The sequence below is a fragment of the Flagellimonas yonaguniensis genome, from assembly GCF_029193885.1.
In the GTDB taxonomy this organism is placed as follows: domain Bacteria; phylum Bacteroidota; class Bacteroidia; order Flavobacteriales; family Flavobacteriaceae; genus Flagellimonas; species Flagellimonas yonaguniensis.
On record NZ_JARFVB010000003.1, the window covers coordinates 303,374 to 329,088 of the forward strand.

Genomic DNA, 25,715 nt, shown 5'->3' on the forward strand with positions numbered 1-25,715 from the left:
GGTATTTTTAACGACTTATTGCTTATTCTCCCACAGACTAGAAATCAAACTTATAGGACACCCCTGCCAAAGCCTGGAATCCTTGGACCCTAAAATTGGCCCAACGCTGGTAATTGTTATTGGCAATATTGGATGCTTTTACAAAAATGGAGAGTTGCTCATTGAACCGATATCCTACGTGCGCATTGGCATCAAAAAAACCATCCAAGGTCACTTGTTGGAATAGCAATTCTGAATCAAGTGGGTCGACTTGGGACAACAAATCATCCCTTTCACCCACATAGAACAAATTGGCACCCATATACCATTGATCGGTAATTTGATAATCCATAAATACCGACCCTTTTATGGATGGTAGGTTCCACGCTGGATTATCGGTCTCGGTGTCATAGTCGTAGAACTCACCGTTGATACCCAAGGAAAAGTTACGGTTCACATCCACATTGATTTCGCCGAACACACCCAAGGTTTTTACATCATCATAAAACACCTGAAAGGAATTGCCGTAGAAATAGCTCTTTTCATCATCTCTAACTGTATTGATGGGATTATGAAAGAACAAGGGTTTCCTGTTTTCTGCCATATAAGAACCTTTGATGTTGTATCCCACATTGGAGGTCAACTGACCTTTCAGTCCCAAATACCCTTCATACTGTTGATCGGTCGGAACAATGTCCAATGTAGGGGACACATAAGGATTGTCATCCACAAAATCGTGATAGGAATTTTGCTTTAGCTCACCTTCTATTCCTCCGTAGGCAATCACATTTTCGTCCATCACACGGTACGATGCCGTCACAGCTGGATAAATATAAAAGTTGTTCTCACTGTTTTCCATATCCAATCCGTAGACGATATTGGCACCCAAGTTCAACGTAAGATCATCACGCAAAATCAATAAGCTTGGGGTTACCCCAGCCTGTAGATTACTGTATTTTTTCTCTCCTTCATTTACCGCATCGGAAATGGAGCCATTTTGAAAACTACCTCCAACATAATCGACCTTGGCTGAAATAATAATCAATTCCTCGGTAATGGGGAGTTCAAAAGTTGGGTTGATCAATGCACGGTTTTCAGCGGATTCGGTTGCATCCCAAAAGCGCCTTAACAAAACATTCCCGCTCTTAAAATAAGAGTCCTCCATATTAAAATGGGCCTTGGCTTCCGCATTGAAATAGTTTTGGGTCTCATCCATGGCATTGATTTCATCCTCACTGAACAATTCACTCTGGATGCCGTACCAATTGTAAAGTTGGTGTTGCAGACCAATGGCCGCACCCCAATCCATATAGCGATCCTTTTTGGCATAGGATGCGTTCAATTGGGTGTCGTAGAAATCAGTTTTCAAGGGTGTGGAGTCCAAATCACCACGGGATGAGTTGTGGGTAAGGCCAAAATCCAACAGGTCCTCACCCCTGTTGAAATCCCTGCTGGTATAAAAATCCACCAAGGCATTGTTGTAATTGCCCAAACCTACCGATGCATACGAATTGTACAAAGTGGGCGGTGGTGTTTTTTCCACTCCCGAAGCCTTTCCCTTTGCCGGGGTAAAAGTGGATGCCACTGGTACGGAAAATATACTGTAATTGATTTTTTTCTTCTGAAGTACAATGGAATCGTTCAAGCTAGGTAACGATTTGATTTTAAAGGCATCCGAAACGGTCGGGGAATACGGTTTAACCACCGTTACCGTTTCCGTACCAATGTTATCCTCTTCCTGGGCGATAACCATTCCACAAAGGCTCAAAAAAAGTAATGAAAATATATAGGTTCTCTTTTGCATCTTGTGTCTCGTTTAGTTTTCGTTGGGATCTACGGATGAATTGCTCTCAGCTTCTTTGGCCTTAATGGTGGCCAACTCACTTTCTGCATCCGAAACGATTTCCTCAAATTCGGAAAAATTGGAAATGACACTTTCCAAAATGTAGGTTGCTTGGAAGGCATCTCCCAAATTGTAGAAGTTTTTCGCCATGATCACCAAGCCTTTTCCTGCCCACTCCTTGTACGCTGCATAATCCTTGGCCAACTTTTGAACGGACTCGTTGGAAGCTTCAAAAGCCTCTTCCCTATTCTTGAAATAGGCATCATAGTACCACGCTTCAGCAGCGAGCTCTCCAGATGCAATCTGTTTAACATCTTGGTAGGCCGTTTTTGCTAAATTTTCGTTGCCCGTGGCAATGGCGGAACGCGCGATCATGATCTGCGCATCACTTTTGATGCGATCATCAATTTTAGGAGCATTCAACACTTTTTCGGCATAAGCGATGGTCTGTGAATAATCCTTTTGGCCGTAATACCCTTTCATCAAATTGGATTGGGCAAAGGTTTTGTTCTCCGAAATGTCCGCTGTGCTTTCCAATCTTTTCAGATAGGGAATGGCGCTACTATAATCCTGCTTATCCACGTAGATTTCACAAACGCGAGTCAGGGCCTGTTCGGTGTACTCTCCATTCCCACCATCGGCAACGGCTTTGTATTTTGGCAAAGCTTTGTCCTTCTCGCCATCAGCAAAGTAAAGTTGTGCCAATGCAAAATTCGCGTTCTGTGCATGCAGTCCGTTGGGGAACTCGTTCAAGTAATCTTCATAGCCACGGATTGCGGCTGCGGTTTTACCTTCAATTTGTTTTCTTTCGGCGGATTCAAAACTGGCATTGTCCAATTCGGTATCGGTTACCTCCACAAAATCCAGATTTCTGGCCCAAGCGGCATATTCGCTTACCCGACCTTCGTCCACGTAAACCAATTTGGCCGTGGCCACTGCTTGTTTGGCCTCTTGCGTATTCGGATATTTTTGGACCACTTCCTTAAGTTTATCCAAAGCCTGGTCGTTACGGCTAGAATTATAATATACCAAGCCTGATCGCAACAATCCACGAGGTGCAAACTTACTTCCTGGGAATTCGTCCACAATGCGGTCGTAGGTCTGAAGCCCTAAATTTTCTTTATTATTACTGATGAGGGTATTGCCCAGCTCAAACAGGGCATCATCCCGTAATGATGATGTTGGGAACATTCTCAAGAATTCGTTCAAACCATCGATTTTTGATGAATTGTTACCCAAAAAACCATCACAAAGTGTTTTTTGGAAGGCCGCATAGTCACGTTCTGGACCGTTCATCTTTGATGAAGCATCATAAGCGCTCTTGGCCAATTGGTATTTGCTGTTCACAAAGTAACTGTCTCCCAAGCGCAAATAACCATCGTTCTTTCTTTGGTCATCTATGGCATTGGAGCTCACCACATTCTTAAAATAGGATATGGCGTTGTTGTAATCTTTTAGTTTGAAGTATGAGTAGCCCAAGTTATAATCCAACTGACCATATTCTGAAAGCGATTTGGCTACTGGCGAGTTCTGAAACCGTACAAAATCCACCAAGGCATCTTCAAAACGGTTCAATCTGTAAGCCGACTCTGCTTTCCAATACAGGGCACGGGCCTCAAAATTGGGGTTTTCCGCACTTTTCAGTGACTTATCAAAACGCTCCCACGCACCTTCGTAATCTCCATCTATAAAAAGTTCCACCCCACGGTAGTAAGCCACTTTCTGATAGGTTTCCTTGCTGGCATAGTTCTGGTTCTTTTCCAAAAGCTGCATCGCACCTTCAAAATTACGCGAGGTTATGTAGGAGTCCACCAAAAGCTCTTGAATTTCCATTTGATGCCCATCTTTAGGATATGTTTCCAAATAGGTGGTCAATACTTGTGGAACAGGCTCGTATGCATTACCGATTTCGTAGCTCAAACGGGCATAGTTCAGCCATGCATCTTTTTGGATCTCTGGGCTAAACTCCATTTGCGAAGCATTTCTAAACGCATTCAGGGCTTCGGATTTTTTATCCAATTTTAAATAGCACTCGGCCAAGTGGTAGTAGGCATTTTGGGAAACGGCATTGCTGCCCCCTATAATTTTGTTGAACTGCTGAATGGCTTTTTGGTAATCACCTAGCTTATAATGACTATATCCGAGCAAATAGAAATCGGTATTGTTCCATTTGCCACGTTTGCCCTTGTATTCTTCCAAATATGGAATGGCCTCGGCGTATTGTTCCAAATTGAAATAGCTTTCACCTATAATCTTGTTCAATTCTGAAACTTCTTGACGGTTGGATTTGGGCAACTGTTTTTTGGCCAACGCGATGGCTTCTTCAAACTTACCGAGTTTAAAATTCAGGTCGGCTTGGTAGTAGGTTAGCTTCTCATCAAGTAATTCGGGGTCTTGTATTTGGTCAAAACGCGCACTGGCAGAATTGTAATCGTCCTGCTCGTAAGCGATATATCCCAAATAATATTTGGCCTGCGAACCATATTTTTGAGAGGTGGTGACCTTGTTCAAATAACGCTCGGCCTCTTGCGGACGCTTGGATGCGTATAAAGCGTAGCCATTATTGAAGTTAAAACGGTCGCGCTCCGAATACGGCATCGAATTTTCATCTACTTTCTTGTACCATTTTAAGGCATAGGGGTATTTTCCCGTTTCAAAATAGTAGTCGGCCACATCCAAAAATGCTGAATTGCGTTTGGTGGATGTAGGGTAGCGCTCCACAAAATCCTCCATCATTTTATCCGCTCCACGTTGATTCAGTCGAATGGCGGCATTGGCAGCATAATAGGCACTGTTGGCTTCGGTTTCCCCATCCTTGGTGTTGGCCTTTACCGACTCAAAAATGTTTTGCGCCGCTTGGTACTGCTCATTATTGTAGAGCGCCAGAGCATCTTGATAGGCTTTGTTTTCGTGGGTGTATATTTTGGTTTCCTGTGCAGAAAGCACAAAAAAAGTTCCCATATAAATGGGAAGTAAAAGGAGGCTTTTTCGATTCATAGTGTTCTACGCTCTTCTCGATTGACTTTACTCATAACGTCAAAATTAAGGCCAAAGTATGTCAACACCTAAAAGTTGTAACATTTGGTTATGTAATAATGATGAATAATTTTAGAACTTAGTACCTTTATTCCATAAAGCGATGTTATGCCCGAGACCATTGTAAAATTACAAGACGTAGCCGTATTTCAGAACGAGAACATGGTTCTCAACAATATTGACCTTGAGGTCAAGAAAGGGGAATTTGTTTATGTAATTGGTAAAACGGGGAGTGGAAAGAGTAGTTTCATGAAGACACTATATGCCGATTTACCTCTGAAACAAGGCAATGGCAATGTAGTGGATTTTGATTTGAAAACCATGAAGGAAAAAGACATCCCCTACCTGCGCAGAAAACTGGGTATTGTTTTTCAGGATTTTAAATTGCTTCCCGATAGAAATATCAATAACAACCTAAAATTTGTCCTCAAAGCCACGGGGTGGACCGACCCCAAAAAAATGGATGACAAAATTGAGGAGGTCTTGGATAAAGTGGGTATGAAAACCAAAGGTTTTAAATTCCCTCACGAACTATCCGGAGGCGAGCAACAACGTATTGCCATTGCCCGTGCCCTGCTGAACGATCCGGAACTTATTTTGGCCGATGAGCCCACAGGAAATTTGGACCCCCAGACCAGTGTAGAGGTAATGAAAGTTTTGCAGGATATCAATCAGAACGGACGGACCATCATTATGGCCACACACGACTACGCCTTGATTTTGAAATATCCACACAAAACCCTGAAATGTGATGGCAGTAAAGTTTTTGAAGTGATTCAAAAAGCGGTATAGGCCAATGCTAAATTGACAGCAATCTTTTTTAACCGCAACAAATGAGTCATTCACCTCAATTATTAACCCTTTAACCTTGGTTTACATAGTTTTAGGCCAATTTCAAAAGTATTACATTGAAAAACAGGAATCTTTGGGTAAACCTTCTTATTGGATTGGGACTGTTGAGCATTCCCATTCTTACCTCCCCGGACTTTAGTTCATTCAAAGAGATGATCAAGGCGGTTGGTTTCCAACGAAATTTTTTGGGCTACTTTTTACTCCTGGTCTTCTATTATTTCAACTATTATTTATTAGTACCCAATTTTTACACAAAAAAAAAGCGCTTTATTTATGTGGGAGCCTTACTTCTTTGTTTTATTGTGGTTACCTATGTACCAGACCTGTTGTTCCAAAACCTGGATTTTCCACAAATTCAAGATTCAATAGGACGACCGGAAGGCAAAGGCATGCTTCCCCCAAATCAAGGCGGGCCACCAAAACCGGAGGAATTTGGAAGAAGACAACCCTTGATCAATGTTTTTGAGATTCGGGATTCGTTTTTGATTCAATTTATCACAGTGACCATCCTATCCATTTTACTTAGATTGGACAATCAGCTCAAAGAAATACAAAACGAAAAATTAAAAGCCGAGGTCAATTACTTAAAAGCACAAATAAATCCACACTTTCTCTTCAACACCTTAAACAGTATCTACGCACTTACTTTAAAAAAATCCGATCAGGCTCCTTGGGCTGTACTTAGACTTTCAGAAATGATGCGGTATGTAGTTACCGAAAGCCATTCAGAAAAAGTTCCTTTGGAATACGAAATCCAATACATTTCCGACTATATCGAGCTTCAAAAACTACGCATGGGCAACCATACAGATTTTACTTTTGAAATCAAGGGCAACCCTGCTGGCAAGAGAATCGCCCCGATTATACTGGTAAATTATGTTGAAAATGCCTTTAAGTATGGGGTAAATCCAGACGAAGCCTCAAAAATTGATATATTTATCAATATTGACACCAAAGGTGTGGAACTCCTTGTACAAAACAAGATTACCGTCAAGTTAAACGAACTAGTGGAACAAACAAACGAAGGAAATAAGAACACTAAAAAGAGATTGGATTATTTTTACCCCGACAAATACGAACTCAACATAGACCATCGAAAGGATTTCTATTCTGTAAAACTTCTTATAAACCTAGTATAGTATGATGCAAGCGGTTGCATTGGACGATGAAGCCTTGGCACTAGATGTCATCCAAGCCTATTGTGGCCAAATCGATTATGTGGAGTTGACCCACACCTTTACCGAACAAGGCAAAGCCATCCGCTACCTTAATAAATTTGATGTTGATCTACTTTTTTTGGATATCAGAATGCCCGAGCTCAATGGCATTGACCTATACAAATCGTTGAAACAAAAAACCAAGGTGATTTTTACGACGGCATTTGACAACTATGCCATAGAGGGGTTCAATGTTGATGCCATCGATTACTTGTTGAAACCTTTTTCTTTTGAGCGCTTTCAAAAAGCAGTGGAAAAAGCAAAGAACCAATTGGATTTGGAGTTGGCGAACTCCAAGGAAAAGACGCATTTTTCCATAAGGGCCGATTTCAAACTCCATCAGATTGCATTCGAGGATGTTGTCCTGATCGAAGCCTTGGACGATTATGTACAGATCCATTTGGAAAACGGGAACAAAATTGTGGCCAGAATGACCATGAAGGGCATTTTGGATAAACTTCCCGGACCACAATTTTTACGTGCACATCGCTCCTATATCGTATCAATAAAAAAAATAAGTAGCATTTATAAGGATACGGCCAAAATTGGAACTTTTACCGTACCATTGAGCAAATCGTACAAAGCAGATATTTTAAAAAACCTTTAACTTTTCCCTTTAACTTACCTCAACAATAGGGGCTTTTACCTCAATAATTACATACGATACCCTGACATACATAGTTTTACGATAATTAATTAAAAAACTATGAAAAGAAAAGAATTTTTAAAGGGTGTAGGACTTGCAGGACTTTCAGTTACAAGCTTGGCACTATTTCGATCCTGTTCAAGTGATAGTGACGACTATTTCCTGGAAGAAGAAGAATCCTCTTCAGACTCTTCCTCCAACACGACCACGGACACATCTTCCGATACCAGCACAGACACCTCGTCCAGTAGCGATACCGTGGATGACTGTGAAGTGACCCCGAGCGAAACAGAAGGACCATTTCCCACACACGATCCAGAAGATTATGAAAGAGTGAATATTGTTGGCGATCGCACAGGTATCGATTTGGACATGAACATCACCATTAGAAATGTCAATGATAGCTGTAATGTACTGGAAGGGGCAATTGTGGACATTTGGCACTGCGATAAGGATGGTAATTATTCCGAATATGGTGGTAGTGGAATGCAGTCTACCAATTATACCAATAACCATTTTCTTCGGGGAAGGCAAGCCAGTGATTCCAACGGCCTAGTAGAATTCTCCAGTATTTTCCCCGGATGGTACAATGGCCGTTCAACCCATATCCATGTCCATATATACGATGCCAGTGGGAACTCACTTTTAGTTACCCAAATTGCATTCCCCGAAGGCGAGAACAGTGCAGTAGTTCGGGTAAATGCGGCAAGTGATTATGGATATACCAAAGGTATGAGCGGCTACACCTACCATTCCCAGGACAATGTTTTTGGCGATGGGGTCGAAGAAGAACTGGCCAGTGTGAGCGGGAGTGTGGATGAAGGCTTCACTTTGACCCACGATATTTATGTAAATGCATAACAAAAAAACCTATGGGCAACATGGTACAACAAGCTGCCAAAATATTCTTGGCAGGTAATCGGAACAAATTCGAATCCAACCAATATCGCTGTTTTACCACCTTGATCGATGCTGCTTGGGCAAGGGAAGACAATATTCAATTTTTTGATGAAACCCTTGCCCCAGGAAAAAGCAAATTCTTTACCCCAGAGAATGACACCGCAATTATATTGATACCCTTGGTTGGAAACATTATCTATGGAAATCTGGAAAAAGGTCACTCCGTCAAAATCGCCCCAGAAGAACTACAAGTGGCATCGATTAAAAAAGGCATGTCTTTTTCAATAAAAAATCCACATCAAAACAATTTGGCGAACTATCTCCAAATCCGAATAAAAATAGAGGTTTTGGACAAAAAGATTTCCTTTTTCGATTATGGCCATAATGCCTTGAACATTCTTTTTGAAAATACAACGGCAAAACTACATTTTGGGGTGCTTGATGGTCGAATGGAAGAAACTTTGGTTCTTTCGAACAAAAACAGTTCAATCATCCCCTTTGTGATCAACGGAGCATTTGAGGTCCAAAATCGCTTGTTGGAATCTAGGGACAGTTTGGCCCTTAAAAATTTGGATGAATTGGAAATAGAGGCACTCTCCGAAAATGCAATCATTCTGATTCTGGAAAAAAATAATACATGTTGAATTTGGTTTTTATTTATTGTTGCCAGATAAACCCGGACACCTCAAAGGCTCTGGGTTTATTTTTTTAAAGATATATCCGCTTTTTTGAGTGATTGCCAAACCAAAAAAAGTTTTTGTTACTTTGTCTAAACTAATTTCGCTTCCTATATATGGAAATTCTTGGTATTGATATAGGCGGTTCGGGCATCAAAGGTGCCCTTGTAAACGCCGAAACTGGGGAAATGTTGACTGAACGTTTCCGAATTCCAACTCCAAAATCAAAAAAACCAAAAGACATGGCCAAAGTAGTGGCCGAAATCGTGGGGCATTTTAACTATGAAGGTCCCGTGGGGTGTGGATTCCCTTCAATAGTGAAAAATGGAGTTTGCAAATCTCCCGGTAACTTGGACCCCAGTTGGGTCGGCGTCAATATCGACGAATTGTTCACTGAATACACCGGTCACGAATTTACCGTCTTGAACGATGCCGATGCGGCTGGCTATGCCTCCATGAACTATGGCGTGGGAAAAGGCAAGAACGGATTGGTGGTCATGATTACCATTGGAACGGGATTGGGCAGTGGCGCTTTTTACAATGGCGTACTCATTCCCAATTTTGAACTGGGTCAAATTCCTTACAAAAAGTACAAGAAGATTGAAAAATGGGCCGCAGCCTCAGCCAAAGAACGCGAAGACCTCAGTTTTAAAAAATGGGGCAAGCGCTTCAACAAATTTTTGAAATTGGTGGAACTCATCGTTTGCCCGGACCTCATTATTGTAGGTGGGGGAACCTCAAAAAAGTGGGAAGAGTTCAGCCATCATATCAAAATTGAAACCGAGGTGGTCAAAGCGGAACTTATGAACCATGCGGGAATTATTGGAGCTGCCGTAGCATGTCTACGAGAACAGCACCATGGGCATTTGCATTAATACTTTTGATACAAGACCTCCATTGTTATTCTGAAGAGAGTGAAGAATCTCAAGAATCTGATCTCTACGTTCAATAAAAATGGATTCCGTGTTGAAACACAGAATGAAACAGACCTCTTTTTTACAATAAAAAAGCGAATGAAGATTCCCTCACTCGCTTTTCTAAACAACAAAGTCTTGTTTTGATTAAACCACTTTGTTTCTTTTTCTGTCCACCTCTTTTAGATAGATTTTTCTAATCCTCAAGTGGTTTGGCGTTACCTCTACGTATTCATCCTTTTGGATGTATTCCAAGGCTTCTTCCAATGAAAATTTGATTGCAGGAACAATCTTGGCCTTATCATCGGCCCCTGCAGAACGCACGTTTGACAATTTTTTTGTCTTGGTCACATTCACTGTCATATCATCTTGACGGGAGTTCTCACCGATGACCTGACCTTCGTAAATATCCTCTCCTGGATCGATAAAAAACTTACCTCTCTCCTGAAGCTTATCAATGGAATAAGGAATTGCGGTTCCATTTTCCATGGAAACCAAAGACCCGTTCAATCGCTGTGCGATATCCCCTTTCAATGGCTGATACTCAAAAAACCGGTGTGCCATAATGGCCTCACCTGCCGTGGCGGTCAACAATTGGTTTCTTAGACCAATGATTCCCCTGGAGGGAATAATAAATTCACAAACCATTCGGGAACCTCTTGCCTCCATACTGGTCATTTCCCCTTTACGGATGGATACCATTTCAACAGCCTTTCCAGATACTTCTTCCGGTAAATCAATAGTCAAATGCTCAACGGGTTCACATTTTACGCCATCAATCTCTCTAATGATCACCTGAGGCTGACCGATTTGGAGCTCGTAACCTTCTCTACGCATGGTTTCGATCAATACGGAAAGGTGCAATACCCCACGACCGAACACCAAAAATTTATCGGCACTATCGGTTTCTTGAACACGAAGCGCCAAGTTTTTCTCCAATTCCTTTTCCAAACGCTCTTTGATGTGACGGGAAGTAACAAACTTTCCATCCTTACCAAAAAACGGGCTATCATTAATGGTGAAAAGCATGCTCATCGTAGGCTCATCGATAGCGATGGTCTTCAGTTTTTCTGGATTTTCAATATCGGCAACGGTATCCCCGATCTCAAACCCTTCCATACCAACAATGGCACAAATATCTCCTGCCTCCACTTCCTCTACGCGCAAACGGCCCAAACCTTCAAAAGTGTAAAGTTCCTTGATTCGAGTTTTCACAACGGAACCATCTCTTTTTACCAGAGAAACCTGTTGTCCTTCTCGAAGTGTTCCTCTTTGCAATCTACCAATGGCAATTCGCCCAGTAAACGAAGAGTAATCCAATGAAGTGATCAACATTTGGGTGGTTCCTTCCTCAGGTTTGAATTCAGGAACATGCTCAATGACCATGTCCAATAACGGCTCTATATTCTCGGTCGGAGTTTTCCAGTCCTCGCCCATCCAGTTGTTCTTTGCAGAGCCGTAAACGGTTGGGAAATCAAGCTGCCATTCTTCCGCACCCAATTCAAACATCAAATCGAACACTTTTTCGTGTACTTCTTCCGGCGTACAGTTTTCCTTATCAACTTTGTTGATCACCACGCAAGGCTTCAAACCAAGATCAATCGCCTTTTGAAGCACAAAACGGGTCTGCGGCATAGGCCCTTCAAAGGCGTCCACCAACAACAAAACCCCGTCGGCCATGTTCAACACTCGTTCTACTTCCCCACCGAAATCGGCGTGACCAGGGGTATCTATAATATTGATTTTAGTGTCTTTGTAAACAACGGAAACGTTTTTGGAAACGATGGTAATTCCACGCTCCCTTTCCAGGTCGTTGTTATCCAATATCAGGTCGCCCTTGTTCTCGTTATCACGGAACAACTGGCAATGGTACATAATTTTATCAACCAAGGTAGTTTTACCGTGGTCTACGTGTGCAATGATTGCAATGTTTTTGATTTTGGACATAACCTAAATTTTAAGCCCGCAAAGATACTGCTATTTTTCACTTGTTGGCACACCTAAATGTTATTTTTATCTTATTGATTTAGTGGAAGTTCCAATCTTACAAACCAACACACCAACGCTTTTCGCTGATAATCCATCCAATACTCAGGTTTACCACAGGCTGAATGGTGCCTTTGAACGGCCCCACATAATAACCAGCGCCTGCATCAATGGAAAAGCTAAAGCCCGAATCATAACTGCGTTGAATGCCATAAACCAGACCGCCGTAACCGTGAATACCATCTACCAATCTCCCCTCGACCACACGACTTCCCGGAGAAAAAACTGCTCCAGATGGTGCAAAGTAGTTACCTGAATTCCCATAAATGGACCTTCTTCGTCTTTCTCGACCATTAAGATTGTGATAATATCTGTTTTGAACAGTAATAGCTGGAAAAAAATCAAAATCTTCCAGTGGCTGGGTACTGGCAGGCTCCAAAGCCACTTGGTAGGCCACTCGAATATCCAAAGTGCTGTTCACGCCAAGCGCCATTTCGTACTCGATACCAGGATTGACAGCATTGAGCTTAAACTGACGAACCTCGCAATTTGTCCCGTATTGGGCATGCACAAAAAATCCTGCGGACAAGAATGCCAAAAGTAGTAAGCGACGCATTGTAGGTTAATTTGGTAGTATTATAACCTCAACTTCGTTAAAATAGTATGTTTTGATGCCTATATTTAATCAAGATAAGGGTCCTTTTTCTTTCTTTTGGTCGCCACCCAGCCAAAGGCAAAGTTGATCAACGGCCCATAACCATCGGGTACACCATCCCCTTTATAATATCCTGCGCCAAGTTCTAGATTAAAATTGAAGCCTTTTTCATAGGTACGCTGAATACCATAGACCATTCCGTAAAATCCCAAATTAAAATCGTCTGGACCTTCCACATCCGTGGAAATCCGTAATTGTGAAAAGAAGATAGCTTGGGCGGCTGCAATATAGTTTCCTGAGTTGCCTGAGGTATTTTTGTCCAGTCTTTCCCTCCTATCAAAATTATGGTAATACCTATACCGGTTATTGGATGCCAAACCGAACACGTAGCCTTCCTCATAGGTCGCGGTGGCCAAACCCAAGTTTGTGGATATACTTTGGTTTTTAAAAAGGCCCAGCTCGTATGTAAATCCCGGGCTCAACAGGTTCAATTTAAACTGATGACGCTCCAAATGAGCCAAATCAAAGGCACCGCCCCGTTCCTGCCATTGTGCAGTGGAAATCACAGGCAACAGACCAAGGGCGAGCAAAACAATTTTATCCTTCATAGTTGATGGTTTAGTTTGATAAATCTAAAAAGGATACCATCGTTTAATACTATATTTGTGCAAACTTTAAGAAATGGACATTACCCAAATTCCACAGATAAAACACTCGGACAGCGACAACTTTTTCTTGTTGGCAGGCCCCTGCGCCATTGAAGGCGAGGATATGGCCATGCGTATTGCCGAGAAGGTTGTAGCCATTACGGACAAGCTGAACATTCCCTATGTGTTCAAAGGAAGTTTTAAAAAGGCGAACCGTAGCCGTATTGATTCCTTTACAGGGATTGGTGATGAAAAGGCCCTGAAAATCTTGAAAAAGGTTTCGGAAACTTTTGAAGTTCCGACGATCACCGACATTCATGAAATTTCCGATGCCACCATGGCGGCCGAATATGTGGATGTACTTCAGATTCCAGCCTTTTTGGTAAGACAGACCGACTTGGTCGTGGCCGCTGCCGAAACAGGCAAAGTCGTCAACTTGAAGAAAGGCCAGTTTATGAGCCCTGAAAGCATGCAGCATGCGGTAAAAAAAGTGACCGATTCAGGCAATGAACAAGTGTGGATTACCGATCGCGGAACCATGTTCGGATATCAGGATATGATCGTGGATTTTCGTGGTGTGCCCACCATGAAACAATATGCTCCCGTGGTGCTGGATGTTACGCACTCCCTTCAACAGCCCAACCAGTCTTCTGGAGTTACCGGCGGAAGACCTGCATTGATCGGTACCATGTCAAGGGCCGGAATCGCTGCAGGTGTGGACGGACTTTTTATGGAGACCCATTTTGACCCTGCCAATGCCAAAAGTGATGGCGCCAACATGCTGGATTTAAGTTTATTGGAGAAATTATTGACGGATTTAACTGCCATCCGAAAGACTATCAATTCACTATAGGCTTTTCAAGAACCTTAAATCTTATAAAAATAAATCACTGATTTAAAACAAGTTACATTCTATTTTTAGATTTATTTATAATTAGTCTAAATATTTTTTGTTTGATTGAGTGCAGGAATATACATTTGCACTTGAATCTTATTTAGACCAATTACAAATAACATGAAACACATATTACTCATTTTTGGTTTCGCTGCTTTTTTTACTTCTCAAGCACAAACAGGAAACCTAAAAGGAAAAGTAACCGATCAAAACAACGCTCCCCTATCCGATGTTAACGTAGCACTTTCCAATACAAGTTTGGGAGCTACATCCAATACCTCCGGAACTTATCAAATCAACAATTTGGCTCCTGGATCCTACACGCTTACCTTTTCTATGGTAGGGTATGGCACACAAACCAAATCCGTAACCGTATACGCCAACCAGACAACCAATGTACCCGTTGTTGCCCTTAACCCACAACAAGAACAATTGAACGAGGTTGTAGTTGAAGGACAGAACAATAAATATTTGGAAAGAGAACCTTCCACATCACTACGATTAAAGACCAATATTGCCGAATTGCCCCAGAATGTACAGGTAATCAGTGCCGACCTATTGCAAGACCAACAGGCAACTAGCATTATGGATGGTGTTATCCGTAATGTGAGCGGCGTGACCATGCTGGAGCACTGGGGGCATTTTGCCCGCATCAACATGCGCGGATTCCGTTTGCCCGCTTTTAGAAATGGCGTAAATGTTCAAGATACATGGGGTCCACTTTCTGAAGATATGAATACCGTTGAGCGTATTGAATTTGTAAAAGGCCCTGCAGGTTTTATGATGACCGCAGGTGAACCTGGAGGTTTTTATAACGTGGTAACCAAAAAACCAACGGAACAATTTATAGCCAACGCATCTTTTTCTGTAGGTAGCTTTGACTTTTATCGCGGTACCATTGATGTCAGCGGTAAACTGTCAGAAAATGGAAAATTATTGGGCCGATTCAACGCTATGTACCAAACCAGTGATAGCCACAGAGGAAATGAGGATGCTGCAAGATATGGTATAGCTCCTTCCCTAACCTATAAATTCTCCGATAAAACTTCGGTAACCGCAGAAATGAATCTACAACAAGCCGAATCGTATGTAGGTTCCGCTTATGTATTTGCACCTTCCAGCGCTGGCTACGCTAGCTTGGACAGAGATTTTAAATTCACCAACAACGACTATCCCGTAACGGATATTCAAGAAGTTACCTTCTTTTTGAACGCAAAGCACGAATTCTCCAAAAACTGGAGTGTGGAAGGTCAATTGGCCTATTTAAGATATGATCAAGTAGGAAATTCCACTTGGCTATTGGGCTTGGAAGAAAATGGAGATGCTACCCGTTATGTTTCCAAATGGGACGCCCTTTCGTTAGGTAAATTTGGACAGGTCTATATCTATGGTAAGTTCAACACCGCCAGTATTACCCATAAGGTTATGGGAGGTTTTGACTATAGTGAGAAAAAATATTGGGCGGACTGGTTTGAATCCTCTGTAGTGGATACCACAACACCATTTAATATTTACAACCCTGTATACGGTGACAGTCCCGAAACCAATTTTGACCGCTCCACTTCGGTACAGTATAGAAATGGTGGCACACCTTATGGTGCCAATACGGTAAGAGCATACTATGCCCAAGATGAGATAGGAATCTTGGACAACCACATAAGGGTTACCCTGGCCGGTAGATACACTAACCTTTATACCATCGGTAAGACAGAAACCGATAACGTCTTTACCCCAAGGGCTGGTCTAAGTGTAGACATATCCCCTCAATTTACCGCTTATGCTTTGTACGACCAATCCTTTTTGCCACAAAGCGGTATCAATAGCGTAGGTGAAATCTTGAACGACCCTGTGGATGCGAAGGATGTTGAAGGAGGGATAAAAGCTAATTTCTTTGATGGTAAGCTTACTACCACCTTGGGCGTCTATAAAATCCATAAAAACAAAATTCTTGTAGGCGACCCTGCTTACCCTAACGATAACTTCTCCGTGTATTCGGGCGAAATTGAATCCAAGGGTATCGAATTCGACGCACAAGGGCAGATTACCCCGGAATTGAACGTTATTCTGAACTATGCGAACACCAATGTAGAGGACCAATCCGGTTCCCTTGTGGCCGGGTTTGCCAAGCACGTATCCAACGGTTGGGTCAACTACAATTTTGCCAATACATCCGTACTACGTGGATTCGGTGCGTCATTAGGATACCAATATCAAGTAGACCGTTCTACTTGGGCATGGGCAGCGGACGATACATCGGACCTGCCAAACTACTTTAGAATGGATGGTGCACTATCCTGGAAAAATGACAAGTTCAGGGTACAGTTGAACATCAACAATATTTTGGACGAGTACTTGTATTCAGGAGCCAATTACGGCACCTACCTGTACTGGCAATCCGAACCTGGGATTAATGGCAGATTAACCGTAAGCTATTCCTTCTAAAAGATAGAACAATTCATCAATAAGGTCCTTGGACATACAAGGACCTTGAAAAGTAAATTACATGAAAAAAACAATATTATTTGTACTGTTCCTTTGTTTGAGTGCAATTACGGCCAACGCCCATTATTTGTGGATAGAGACCTACGGTACAGGAACCTTGGGCCAAGCACAGGAAATCCGTGTTCATTATGGAGAGTACACTTATGGTGTGATTGAAAAAGTGGATGGCGAAGCTTTCCCTTTGGTTTCCAAATTTACCCTTTGGGTAATTGCTCCCGATGGCACAAAGATCAAGTTAGGTACTGAAGCCAAGGAAGACCATTATTTGGCCAGCTTTACCCCATTACAAAATGGCGTGTACACCATTGCTTTGAACAACAATGAAATTGATGTGATTGATTATACCCAATACGATTTTGGGATTTTCAAGACACATTATCATTCCACCGCAAAAGTTCAGGTGGGAACCGATGGCGATACAAAAACAGTAAATCCTGATGGAATTGTGGTAAAGCAGTTGGAGAACGATGGAGAGGAAATCAAACTTCAAGTGTTGTACAAAGGTGAGCCCATCTCTAAAAACGAACTTAAGGTCTATGTTTCCGACCTATGGTCCAAAACCTTGTATACTGATGAAAATGGCGAGGTTTCCTTTGCCTTGCCATGGAACACCAAGTACATTGTTGAAACCACGACCAAGGAAGAAATTCCTGGCACCTACAACGGTGAGGATTATGAATTTATTTGGCATTGCGCCACCTATTGCATAAAACAATAAGTATGGCTACTGGAATTTCCCTCCTCGCTTTTATAGCTTTTTATCTGCTGTACTGTTCATCAAAAAAAATGACGACAATGGGGAATCTTGGTTTTGAGCAACCCATCGGTGCGCACAGAAAAGCTTCAAAATATGTCGGTTTGGCCCTAATGATTTTTTCATTGGGGCTTAGCTGCTTTTACTGGGGCATTGGCTCGGGTACGTTCACATTTTTCATCATTTTGATGACAGTTGCCAGTTTGGTAATTCTCTTGGCACCTTTACGCTTATTGAACTATCGCCTTTTGGGGATCCTTTTTCTATGTTCCATTCTTTTTGAAACCTTATTGTTTTAACCTATGCCAGCCAACAAAAAATATTTGACCCCATCGATCTCGCAACGATTTGCCAAAATAACCGCTGCCATTTTGGGTGGTCTCATCGTGACTGTGTTGTTCCATATGGCCTTGGCCAGTTGGTTCAACCATGTAGCGGTCATCATTACCAGCACATTTTCAGCATTTGTGCTTTGGGCCGTTTTGATGGTTGTTGCTTTTTTGGGCAAAAATGGCTGGAAAGTTTGGGGCATATACCTTTTGGCCAGTTCAGTGCTCTTTGTCATATTCTATTTTGGAAACCAAACCAACCCACTTGTTTAAACTATGGGAAATCGCATTTACAATATATTGTTCCATACACACACCGTAAGTGGCATAGTTATAAGCGTTGCCCTATACGTTATTTTCTTTACAGGATCTTTCTCTTTTTTCAGGGATGAAATCGCCAATTGGCAACGCGGACATTCCGTGAGTCAGGAAGATGCATTGCCAGGTAGCGTGGACAGGCACCTTAACGACCTTTCCAAAGAGTACGATTTGTATGGACGGGATGTGGAACTGAGGCATTATTACAATGAAAGAAGCATTTCCGTCAACTTGGGCGCTTCCAAAGATTCATTGGCATCGAAGGAGAGCAAAGCTCCCGTATTTTTCTATTTGGACCCGGAATCCAAAACCAAAACAACCGATTATGCAAGCAATTACCATTTAGGGGAATTCCTTTATCGCCTGCACTTTTTAGATCAAATCCCCTACCCCTATGGTAGGACCTTGGCGGGATTTGTGGCCTTCTTTTTCCTGTTTGCCATAATTACGGGAATCTTGGTGCATTGGAACAAGATAATTTCCAACTTTTACACCTTCAGGCCGTGGGCCAAACTCAAAACCATGTGGACGGATGCCCATACCGCACTTGGTGTGATTGGATTTCCATTTCAGTTTGTATATGCCGTAACCGGAGCCTTCTTCCTACTCAAAGGTATTTTGGTACTTCCTATGGTAATGGGGCTATACGATGGCGACCAAAATCAATTGTACGAAGATTTGGAGTACAACCACCCCGTTTACGAATTCCAGAATCAAAAAATGGACATCGCCATCAACTTGGACCAATATGTTTCGGATATGAAAGAAGAATGGGGCGATTTTAGAGTCACGGAAACTCACATTTTCAACTACGGCGACCAAAACATGCACGCCGCCATTAGCGGATATCTCGGTTACGATACCAAACTGAATGGTTTGGGCTACCGTATTTACAAAATTGCCGATGGCTCCATTGCACAAGAAAAAGTGCCGATTGCCCAAACCTCCTATTTGGACGGAGTGAAAAATATGATGTTCCGCCTTCATTTTGGCGATTACGCAGGTTATGGGTTACGAGTGGTTTCCTTTATCCTGGGATTGGTTTCCTGTTTTGTGATTCTGTCCGGAATCATGATTTGGCTCGTGGCACGTGACAAAAAAAACATTCCAGAAAAACGCCGAAAGTTCAACCAACAAGTGGCCAATTGGTATATGGCCACCTGCCTTACCATGTTGCCTGTTACCGCTTTGGAATTCATTATCGTAAAGTTTGCTCCCACAGTGAACATGGGCTTTCTATACCAAACGTATTTTTCGAGTTGGTTGGTGGCCACAGTGTTCTTCATCCTTAAAAAGGATATTACCTTTACCAATAAGTGGACTTTGATTACTGGTGGTATTTTGGGTTTGTTGGTTCCGATTGCCAACGGAATTGCAACAGGCAATTGGATGTGGGCAGCTTATCAAAATGGGTATCAGCACATCCTTTTGGTGGATTTGCTTTGGTTGATTTTGGGAATTGTGTCGCTCTGGATAGCTTTCTTTAAACTGAAGACAAAAAGGTCCGAACTGATTCCAACCAAAGGTTGATTATTGCCAAAAGCCCTTGTGGTTGACGGATTCCGCATCTTTGATGACCGCCACAAAAACTTCGGCATCAATATCATCCAGGGTATGATAACGGAGCGAACGCATTACTTTTCTGCCCTCGGTGATCATTTTGTCCAAATGAACGCTAAGGTGTGCCGAACTCCAAAAGCCAACATCCACGTAGCCTTTTTTTCGGGAAGCATTGAAGTAGCAGAAAGGTTTCCCGTTCAAATAATAAAATGGCAGTCGGTATTTATATTTCAGTTCCAAGTTGGGAACCGAAGTCTCCACCAAAACCTGCAATTGCAGCAATATGCTTTTAAAAGGTTCTTCTTGATTGATGATATAATCTTCAGCTGGGTTCATTACAACAGCTTATACATTATCTACGTTTGAATATCTTTTTGACCAACTTCATCAAAAGAAGCGCAACAAAACCAATGACCAACCCAAAAATAAAATCCTTGAGCAAGGTCGGCAGGCTTGGGAACAGATGATGGAAAAATTCAATGTTATGGTTAAAGATACCCCCAGATACCAAAAGCAACGCTAAGGTCCCCACAATGGACAATCCCTTGATTATTTTGGGAAGCGCGTTTACCAACACCATACCGACTTTGTCGGAGAAACTATCCGTTTCTTCATTGAGATTGATGAGTCGATAGCCATAATCGTCCATTCGAACAATCAGGGCAACAATGCCATATACCCCAACAGTGGCCAATAACGCCACTACGGATACTGTGACAATCTGAACGGTCAAGGGTTCATTGACCACGGTGCTCAACGCAATAATGACAATCTCAATGGAAAGGATAAAATCCGTGATGATGGCCTGTTTTATCTTTTGCTTTTCCAGCTCGGGCAACTCTTCTTCGGGAATATCCATAGGGTCTTCCGCATGACCTTCCCCATTCCTGTGAAAAATATATTCATATACCTTTTCGGCTCCTTCGTAGGCCAAATAGACACCACCCAAAATCAAAATAGCGGTTATGGCCACGGGCAGATAGGCACTCAACAGAAATGCAATGGGGAGAATGATCAACTTGTTCAAAAAAGAACCTTTGGTAATGGCCCAAAGCACGGGAATTTCCCTGCTGGACAAAAAACCCGTGGCCTTTTCGGCATTCACGGCCAAGTCATCACCTAAAATACCTGCTGTTTTTTTTGTTGCGACCTTGCTCATGGTAGCTACATCGTCCATCAATACGGAAATGTCGTCCAAAACAGCAAAAAAACCTGAAGCCATAGAAATCTTTTAAAGTTAGTGATCAAGTTGGAAGCAAAATAACTAAATCCAATCACAACAAACACGAAAAGCAACAAAATACAGGCTAAATTTCTAAACCCCTTCCATGGACATTAAGGTAGCTGCCCAAATAATTACCGAGGAGAAGAAAATTCCAATGGTATTTGCAGCAAAGGCTTCGCGTTTTTTCATTTTGAAGAGATAGGCGGCGATACTTCCTGCGTAGACCCCTGTACCCGGTAGAGGAATCATCACAAAGAGTACAATACCCAAAAAACCGAAACGCTGTATTTTTTTACCAGACCCTTTTTTGGCCCTTTGACCAACAAAAACAGCGGATTTTTTATAGAAACGCCATTTGATCAGATGACGGTTGATGTACTCCAAAAAGAACATCATCAACGGAAATACCAGCACGTTGGCTACAAAACACACAATAAACACCAAGTACTCGTTTACCCCTTGGTACATCCCATAAGGAATGCCAACTTTGGCCTCTCCAAATGGCGATAGGCTCCACAATGCCGCTATTATTAAATCAATGTGCAAAGTATCGAGGTTTTAAACCGGCAAACCTAGAAAGGAATTTGCATTCGGCAACCCTTTTCACACTTAAATATTTATTAATTGTGATTTTTGGTTTTGAAACACCCTTGGGGTCAACAGGTTAAATTTCAAGAAAAGTAAATCAAGCAACAGAGGAAAACGGGGATCCATTGATGGCCTGATCAAAATCCGGCAATATTTTACGGATGTATTCCTTGGGAGTCTTTTCCGAGATCGATACCCATTGTTTGTCGACATTGACATCAAAGTGAAAAGAGGAAAAGTCAGCATCCACATCCAATCGAGACAACAGGAATCGCATGATCCTTGGCCTGAGGCTGTATTCCAAATCGATACAGGCACGTTTCATTGCTGGATTGTCATCTCCAGAAAACATCCAATTGAACTTCACTTGCTTTCAAAAATTAGGACATACAATATACTAAAAAACAACACATTACCAACTTTTGAGTGCTGTTTTCAGTCCTAAAGTCACTCTTTTCCGTCCACATAGTCCTGAAGATAGGCGTAGCGTGGTGTCAATTTTCCATTTTGGGTCATACGGGCCCTTTCGAGTACACCGTCTTTATCGCTATCGAAAAAGGATGGAATCACATGCTTGGAAAATGCTTCGCCGAAACCAATGCTTGCATCCCTTGGCAATTCGCAAGGCAGGTTGTCCACGGCCATTACGGCAATGGCATTTTCAGCCTTAAAATCGGTCTCTGTTTCGGATTCGGGGTCGTAACCATAAATGGGCTCTGCAATGGTGGACGGACGAATGGTTGAAGCTACGGGGCCATCGATATCACAACTGATATCGGCCACTACTTTTATTTTAAAGTCAGGCTGTTTTGCATCATCCCGTGTGTACAGATAAGGAGCGCCGTCGCCATAAAAATGTCCTGCAATATAAAAGTCGGTTACCTTGGCAAACCTGAAAAAGTCGGATTTGTAATCTTCTGGATTCTCGAAAAAGTCAGCTTTGTTGCCCTTGTTCCCATCCTTTCGCTTGACATACTGGGACACATCAATTTGACAATATACGGGCTCGTTGAAGGCTTTGGACAAATATTCGTTGGGAGAAACGTGCCTCAACCCCATGGCATCGAGCATTTCCTTGGCGCCATTGCCCACTCTCCCTTTTCCTGTGAGCAGTATTTTAATGTTGGGCAGTTGTATTTTTTTAAGCTCGGCAATCAAAGCTTGTTGGTCCAAAAGAGATTCCGCTTTGGGCAATTGGTACAAATTGTACTTTAAACCATACGTCCTTAAACCATTGTAGGCCCCTACTATACCAGCGTAGCGACCAAAAGCCACCAATCTGCCCCCTTTGGCGTTGGTAATGACCTCATGATCGTACAGTTCGATATTTTTGTCCAGTATGGCTCGGAGCAATTCCCTGTTGTACGGTTGCTTTTTTATGGTGTGGGAAAAAAAGAAATACTTTTTATTGGGAATCAATGCATCAATGGGAACTTCCTTTACGCCCAAGAGTACTTCGCAGTCCTGTATATCAGAGACCACTTGTAGCCCATTATCGGAGTATTCTTTATCAGAAAAAACCCGAATAGGAGACGATTCCACTAAAATTTCGGCTTTTGGAAATTTGGATAGGACATTTTGACATTCCTCTGGTGATAGTACCACCCTGCGATCGGGCGGATTTTTGCGTTCCCTGATGATTCCGAACTTCATAGATTATTTTGGTATAATTGTTGACCAAAATAAGAGTAATAGGCAGGGTAAGCAAACTTTTTATTGTTTGATGGATATGCGTTACCTTTGCCGACCGCGTTAGGGATAGAGGCAGGTACCGTGTACGGCCGATAGCCCGACCGAGATATTGCGAAGCAATATTTTGGTAACGCCCACACTTTGACTGCACTCGGTGCAGGCCAAGTTCTTTGATAAAAAAATGAGAATGCGTTTAGGCCCTTCGACTTCGCTCAGGGCATAATTCAATCGCGCAAATTAGAAATTTGCTATCTCATTACGGGGCCGACCGGTTTTGACAGCAAGACCAATGGCGATGTAAGCATGTCGAGCGCTGGGATATAGCTCGTTAATCTCATATTTCACACTTTTAATTGGCGAAAATAATTACGCTCTTGCCGCATAATCTGAATTATAGTAGGATTTGCCTCGTTCCTACAAGGTAGGGAAGCGAGATGTTCCTGAATAGCCCTTGTTGACGGCGATTCGTTTAGGAGCACCAAAAAAGTCAACACAAGGGTGTCCGCTCGCTTTGGCGACACCTCTAAAACCTTAAGAAGATAAGTGTATGTTAGGCAGTATCTGGTCAGGCATACATCGAAAATCAAGCAGATACTAAGCATGTAGAAAGCATGGTTATTGCTTGTTTGGACGAGGGTTCGAATCCCTCCGGCTCCACTAAATCACTATCAAAACAACACATTAAACCTGTAAATTACTTATTTACAGGTTTTTTTATTTTATTTAGTTTCATTTAAACTCAATTAAAATCAGTTTTAAAGGCACCAAATCGATACCTATTTTAAAAATCAAAAATAGGTATCGATTTCTCTGTAATTTATTCTTTTTTAACGTTTTATAAAACTCTAATAAGTTATTTTTTATACCTTTATTGACATAAATCGATACCCAAAATATGTCAAATTCCTTCGCCGTCTTATTTTACCCTAAGGACAAACGCCTCGACAAGAACGGAAAGGCCGGACTATACCTAAGATTAACGGTAAATGGCCAACGCTCTGTAATTAGTCTTCATCGAAAAATTGACCCTGAAAAATGGGATTCTAGAATGAACAAATTGAAAGGAAAGGGAGTTGAAGCCGAAGAATTGAATCGATTTATGGCCACCGTACGCCATAAGATCAATAAGATTCACCACGAATTGGTAGAAGAAGGAGAGTTTTTCACCGTACACGATGTAAAGGATAAGTTTTTAGGCAACGACAAAAGGGTTAAGATGCTGTTAGAACTCTTCGATGAACATAACCGGCAAATGAAGAAGCTGATTGATATTGAATTCGCCCTAGGCACCTATAAAAGATACCACACCACAAGGAACCATGTAGCTGAGTTTGTTAAGTCTGAATTCAAAAAATCAGATATCCCGGTCCGAGATGTGGATTTAAAATTCATTAAAGGATTTGAATACTTTTTGAAAACAGCCAAAGAGTGCAACCACAACTCGGCTTTGAAATACATCAACAATTTCAAAAAGATTATCCGCATGGCAGTTGCCCATGAATGGGTAAGCAAAGATCCTTTCTACAATTATAAGGTACAGTTCAAAACAGTGGAAAGGGAATTCTTGTCCAAGGAAGAACTACAAGCCTTAGTAGACAAGAAAATTAGTGGAGAACGTCTAAATGTAGTCCGGGATATGTTTGTATTCTGCTGTTATACCGGCCTCTCTTATATTGATATTCAGAAACTACATCCAGACAACATCGTAACCCATATTGATGGAAGTCTATGGATAAAGTCCAAACGGACAAAGACCAAATCCAGATTGGGTATTCCCCTACTCCCGACAGCATTAGCAATAATAGAAAAGTACCAAAGCCACCCTAAAGTTGTCAATGGAGATTGTGTATTGCCTGTTTTAAGCAACCAGAAATCCAATGCTTATTTAAAGGAAATTGCAGATCTCTGCGGGATTAAAAAGAATTTGACCACCCATTTAGCGCGACACACTTTTGCAACTACCGTCACACTTTCCAATGGAGTTCCCATAGAAACCGTGGGGCAAATGCTGGGACATAAAAACCTTCGTACTACTCAACATTACGCCAAGATCATTGATAGGAAGGTGAGCGAGGATATGGCCGCATTGAAAGACATTTTAGGAAATCAAAGTACGGCTAAAATTGAAAAGATGTAGATTCTGATTATCATTGAGGCGATTCTTACCTTAAGGAAATTGCAACGGCATACAAGATCAAAAAGACATTGACCACGCATTTGGCCAGACGTACTTTCGCAACCACCGTAACCCTTTCCAGTGGGGTACCCATAGAATCGGTGAGCAAAATTCCTGGCCATAACTATTTGAAGACGACCCAAATCTATACCAAAGTATTGGACAGTAAAATTTCGGATGATATGGAAAAATTGAAAAATGACCCTAGCTTATTGGAATTGGCTAAATCAATATGAATTTAACTATGTCCTCAGATGGGTAAGTTTACATTCTTTAATGACGCCCAACGGTTTGTCTATGCGCTGTGTCCTCCCGAAGGGCATT

24 protein-coding genes and 1 other RNA gene are annotated in these 25,715 nt (G+C 42.0%); 15 read left to right on the forward strand and 10 right to left on the reverse strand.

What is annotated here, in order from left to right; genetic code table 11:
- Window positions 1-37: 37 nt before the first annotated feature.
- Together PY092_RS07750 and PY092_RS07755 are read right to left on the reverse strand one after the other, a co-directional pair.
- Window positions 38-1,783 (reverse strand): TonB-dependent receptor, encoded by a 1,746-nt coding sequence (locus PY092_RS07750; protein ID WP_275615273.1) that lies wholly within the window; start codon window positions 1,781-1,783, stop codon window positions 38-40.
- Window positions 1,784-1,795: 12 nt separating this feature from the next.
- Entirely contained in the window at window positions 1,796-4,819 is a 3,024-nt protein-coding gene (locus PY092_RS07755) for a tetratricopeptide repeat protein (protein ID WP_275615274.1), read from the reverse strand.
- Window positions 4,820-4,966: 147 nt separating this feature from the next.
- Between PY092_RS07755 and PY092_RS07760 the strand changes: the two genes are divergently transcribed.
- The 6 genes from PY092_RS07760 to ppgK all read left to right on the forward strand — a co-directional run bounded on the left by PY092_RS07760 (window position 4,967) and on the right by ppgK (window position 10,025).
- On the forward strand, window positions 4,967-5,650 hold the full coding sequence (locus PY092_RS07760) for a cell division ATP-binding protein FtsE (RefSeq protein WP_275615275.1): 684 nt from the start codon (window positions 4,967-4,969) through the stop codon (window positions 5,648-5,650).
- Window positions 5,651-5,766: 116 nt separating this feature from the next.
- The gene (locus PY092_RS07765; protein ID WP_275615276.1) at window positions 5,767-6,849 is read left to right on the forward strand and encodes a sensor histidine kinase; all 1,083 of its coding nucleotides are present in this window, start codon (window positions 5,767-5,769) and stop codon (window positions 6,847-6,849) included.
- 1 nt (window position 6,850) lies between these two features.
- Entirely contained in the window at window positions 6,851-7,534 is a 684-nt protein-coding gene (locus tag PY092_RS07770; RefSeq protein WP_275615277.1) for a LytR/AlgR family response regulator transcription factor, read from the forward strand.
- A gap of 99 nt (window positions 7,535-7,633) precedes the next feature.
- The gene (locus PY092_RS07775) at window positions 7,634-8,434 is read left to right on the forward strand and encodes a dioxygenase family protein (protein ID WP_275615278.1); all 801 of its coding nucleotides are present in this window, start codon (window positions 7,634-7,636) and stop codon (window positions 8,432-8,434) included.
- 11 nt (window positions 8,435-8,445) lie between these two features.
- On the forward strand, window positions 8,446-9,117 hold the full coding sequence (locus PY092_RS07780) for a pirin family protein (protein WP_275615279.1): 672 nt from the start codon (window positions 8,446-8,448) through the stop codon (window positions 9,115-9,117).
- A gap of 149 nt (window positions 9,118-9,266) precedes the next feature.
- Window positions 9,267-10,025 carry a polyphosphate--glucose phosphotransferase gene (gene ppgK, locus PY092_RS07785; protein ID WP_275615280.1) on the forward strand — a complete coding sequence of 253 codons (759 nt, stop codon included), beginning with the start codon at window positions 9,267-9,269 and terminating at the stop codon, window positions 10,023-10,025.
- Between the two features lie 186 nt (window positions 10,026-10,211).
- Here ppgK and typA read toward each other — a convergent pair whose 3' ends face one another.
- The 3 genes from typA to PY092_RS07800 all read right to left on the reverse strand — a co-directional run bounded on the left by typA (window position 10,212) and on the right by PY092_RS07800 (window position 13,313).
- Window positions 10,212-12,011 (reverse strand): translational GTPase TypA, encoded by a 1,800-nt coding sequence (gene typA / locus PY092_RS07790; protein ID WP_275615281.1) that lies wholly within the window; start codon window positions 12,009-12,011, stop codon window positions 10,212-10,214.
- A gap of 97 nt (window positions 12,012-12,108) precedes the next feature.
- On the reverse strand, window positions 12,109-12,666 hold the full coding sequence (locus tag PY092_RS07795; protein ID WP_275615282.1) for a hypothetical protein: 558 nt from the start codon (window positions 12,664-12,666) through the stop codon (window positions 12,109-12,111).
- Window positions 12,667-12,731: 65 nt separating this feature from the next.
- Complete coding sequence (locus PY092_RS07800) at window positions 12,732-13,313, reverse strand: hypothetical protein (RefSeq protein ID WP_275615283.1); 582 nt, start codon at window positions 13,311-13,313, stop codon at window positions 12,732-12,734.
- 73 nt (window positions 13,314-13,386) lie between these two features.
- Between PY092_RS07800 and kdsA the strand changes: the two genes are divergently transcribed.
- The 6 genes from kdsA to PY092_RS07830 all read left to right on the forward strand — a co-directional run bounded on the left by kdsA (window position 13,387) and on the right by PY092_RS07830 (window position 19,680).
- Complete coding sequence (gene kdsA, locus PY092_RS07805; protein WP_275615284.1) at window positions 13,387-14,205, forward strand: 3-deoxy-8-phosphooctulonate synthase; 819 nt, start codon at window positions 13,387-13,389, stop codon at window positions 14,203-14,205.
- 162 nt (window positions 14,206-14,367) lie between these two features.
- Window positions 14,368-16,689, forward strand: a complete 2,322-nt coding sequence (locus tag PY092_RS07810) for a TonB-dependent siderophore receptor (protein ID WP_275615285.1) — start codon at window positions 14,368-14,370, stop codon at window positions 16,687-16,689.
- Between the two features lie 61 nt (window positions 16,690-16,750).
- Complete coding sequence (locus PY092_RS07815; RefSeq protein ID WP_275615286.1) at window positions 16,751-17,467, forward strand: DUF4198 domain-containing protein; 717 nt, start codon at window positions 16,751-16,753, stop codon at window positions 17,465-17,467.
- Between the two features lie 2 nt (window positions 17,468-17,469).
- On the forward strand, window positions 17,470-17,802 hold the full coding sequence (locus PY092_RS07820; RefSeq protein ID WP_275615287.1) for a hypothetical protein: 333 nt from the start codon (window positions 17,470-17,472) through the stop codon (window positions 17,800-17,802).
- Window positions 17,803-17,805: 3 nt separating this feature from the next.
- On the forward strand, window positions 17,806-18,105 hold the full coding sequence (locus PY092_RS07825) for a hypothetical protein (RefSeq protein ID WP_275615288.1): 300 nt from the start codon (window positions 17,806-17,808) through the stop codon (window positions 18,103-18,105).
- Window positions 18,106-18,108: 3 nt separating this feature from the next.
- On the forward strand, window positions 18,109-19,680 hold the full coding sequence (locus PY092_RS07830; RefSeq protein WP_275615289.1) for a PepSY-associated TM helix domain-containing protein: 1,572 nt from the start codon (window positions 18,109-18,111) through the stop codon (window positions 19,678-19,680).
- Here PY092_RS07830 and PY092_RS07835 read toward each other — a convergent pair whose 3' ends face one another.
- The 5 genes from PY092_RS07835 to PY092_RS07855 all read right to left on the reverse strand — a co-directional run bounded on the left by PY092_RS07835 (window position 19,681) and on the right by PY092_RS07855 (window position 23,176).
- A complete protein-coding gene (locus PY092_RS07835; protein WP_275615290.1) occupies window positions 19,681-20,046 on the reverse strand; it encodes a DUF1801 domain-containing protein in 366 nt (121 codons plus the stop codon).
- A 16-nt stretch (window positions 20,047-20,062) separates the two neighbouring features.
- Entirely contained in the window at window positions 20,063-20,932 is an 870-nt protein-coding gene (locus tag PY092_RS07840; RefSeq protein WP_275615291.1) for a DUF808 domain-containing protein, read from the reverse strand.
- A 93-nt stretch (window positions 20,933-21,025) separates the two neighbouring features.
- Entirely contained in the window at window positions 21,026-21,481 is a 456-nt protein-coding gene (locus tag PY092_RS07845) for a COG2426 family protein (protein ID WP_275615292.1), read from the reverse strand.
- A 139-nt stretch (window positions 21,482-21,620) separates the two neighbouring features.
- A complete protein-coding gene (locus PY092_RS07850) occupies window positions 21,621-21,890 on the reverse strand; it encodes a hypothetical protein (protein WP_275615293.1) in 270 nt (89 codons plus the stop codon).
- 80 nt (window positions 21,891-21,970) lie between these two features.
- Window positions 21,971-23,176, reverse strand: a complete 1,206-nt coding sequence (locus PY092_RS07855) for an NAD(P)-dependent oxidoreductase (protein ID WP_275615294.1) — start codon at window positions 23,174-23,176, stop codon at window positions 21,971-21,973.
- 299 nt (window positions 23,177-23,475) lie between these two features.
- On the opposite strand from PY092_RS07855, the gene ssrA reads away from it, so the two are divergent.
- From ssrA to PY092_RS07870, 3 genes are all read left to right on the forward strand, one after another.
- Window positions 23,476-23,875: a transfer-messenger RNA gene (ssrA, locus tag PY092_RS07860) on the forward strand.
- Between the two features lie 235 nt (window positions 23,876-24,110).
- Window positions 24,111-25,352, forward strand: a complete 1,242-nt coding sequence (locus PY092_RS07865) for a site-specific integrase (protein WP_275615295.1) — start codon at window positions 24,111-24,113, stop codon at window positions 25,350-25,352.
- Window positions 25,353-25,390: 38 nt separating this feature from the next.
- Entirely contained in the window at window positions 25,391-25,627 is a 237-nt protein-coding gene (locus PY092_RS07870; protein WP_417958153.1) for a tyrosine-type recombinase/integrase, read from the forward strand.
- Window positions 25,628-25,715 lie beyond the last annotated feature (88 nt).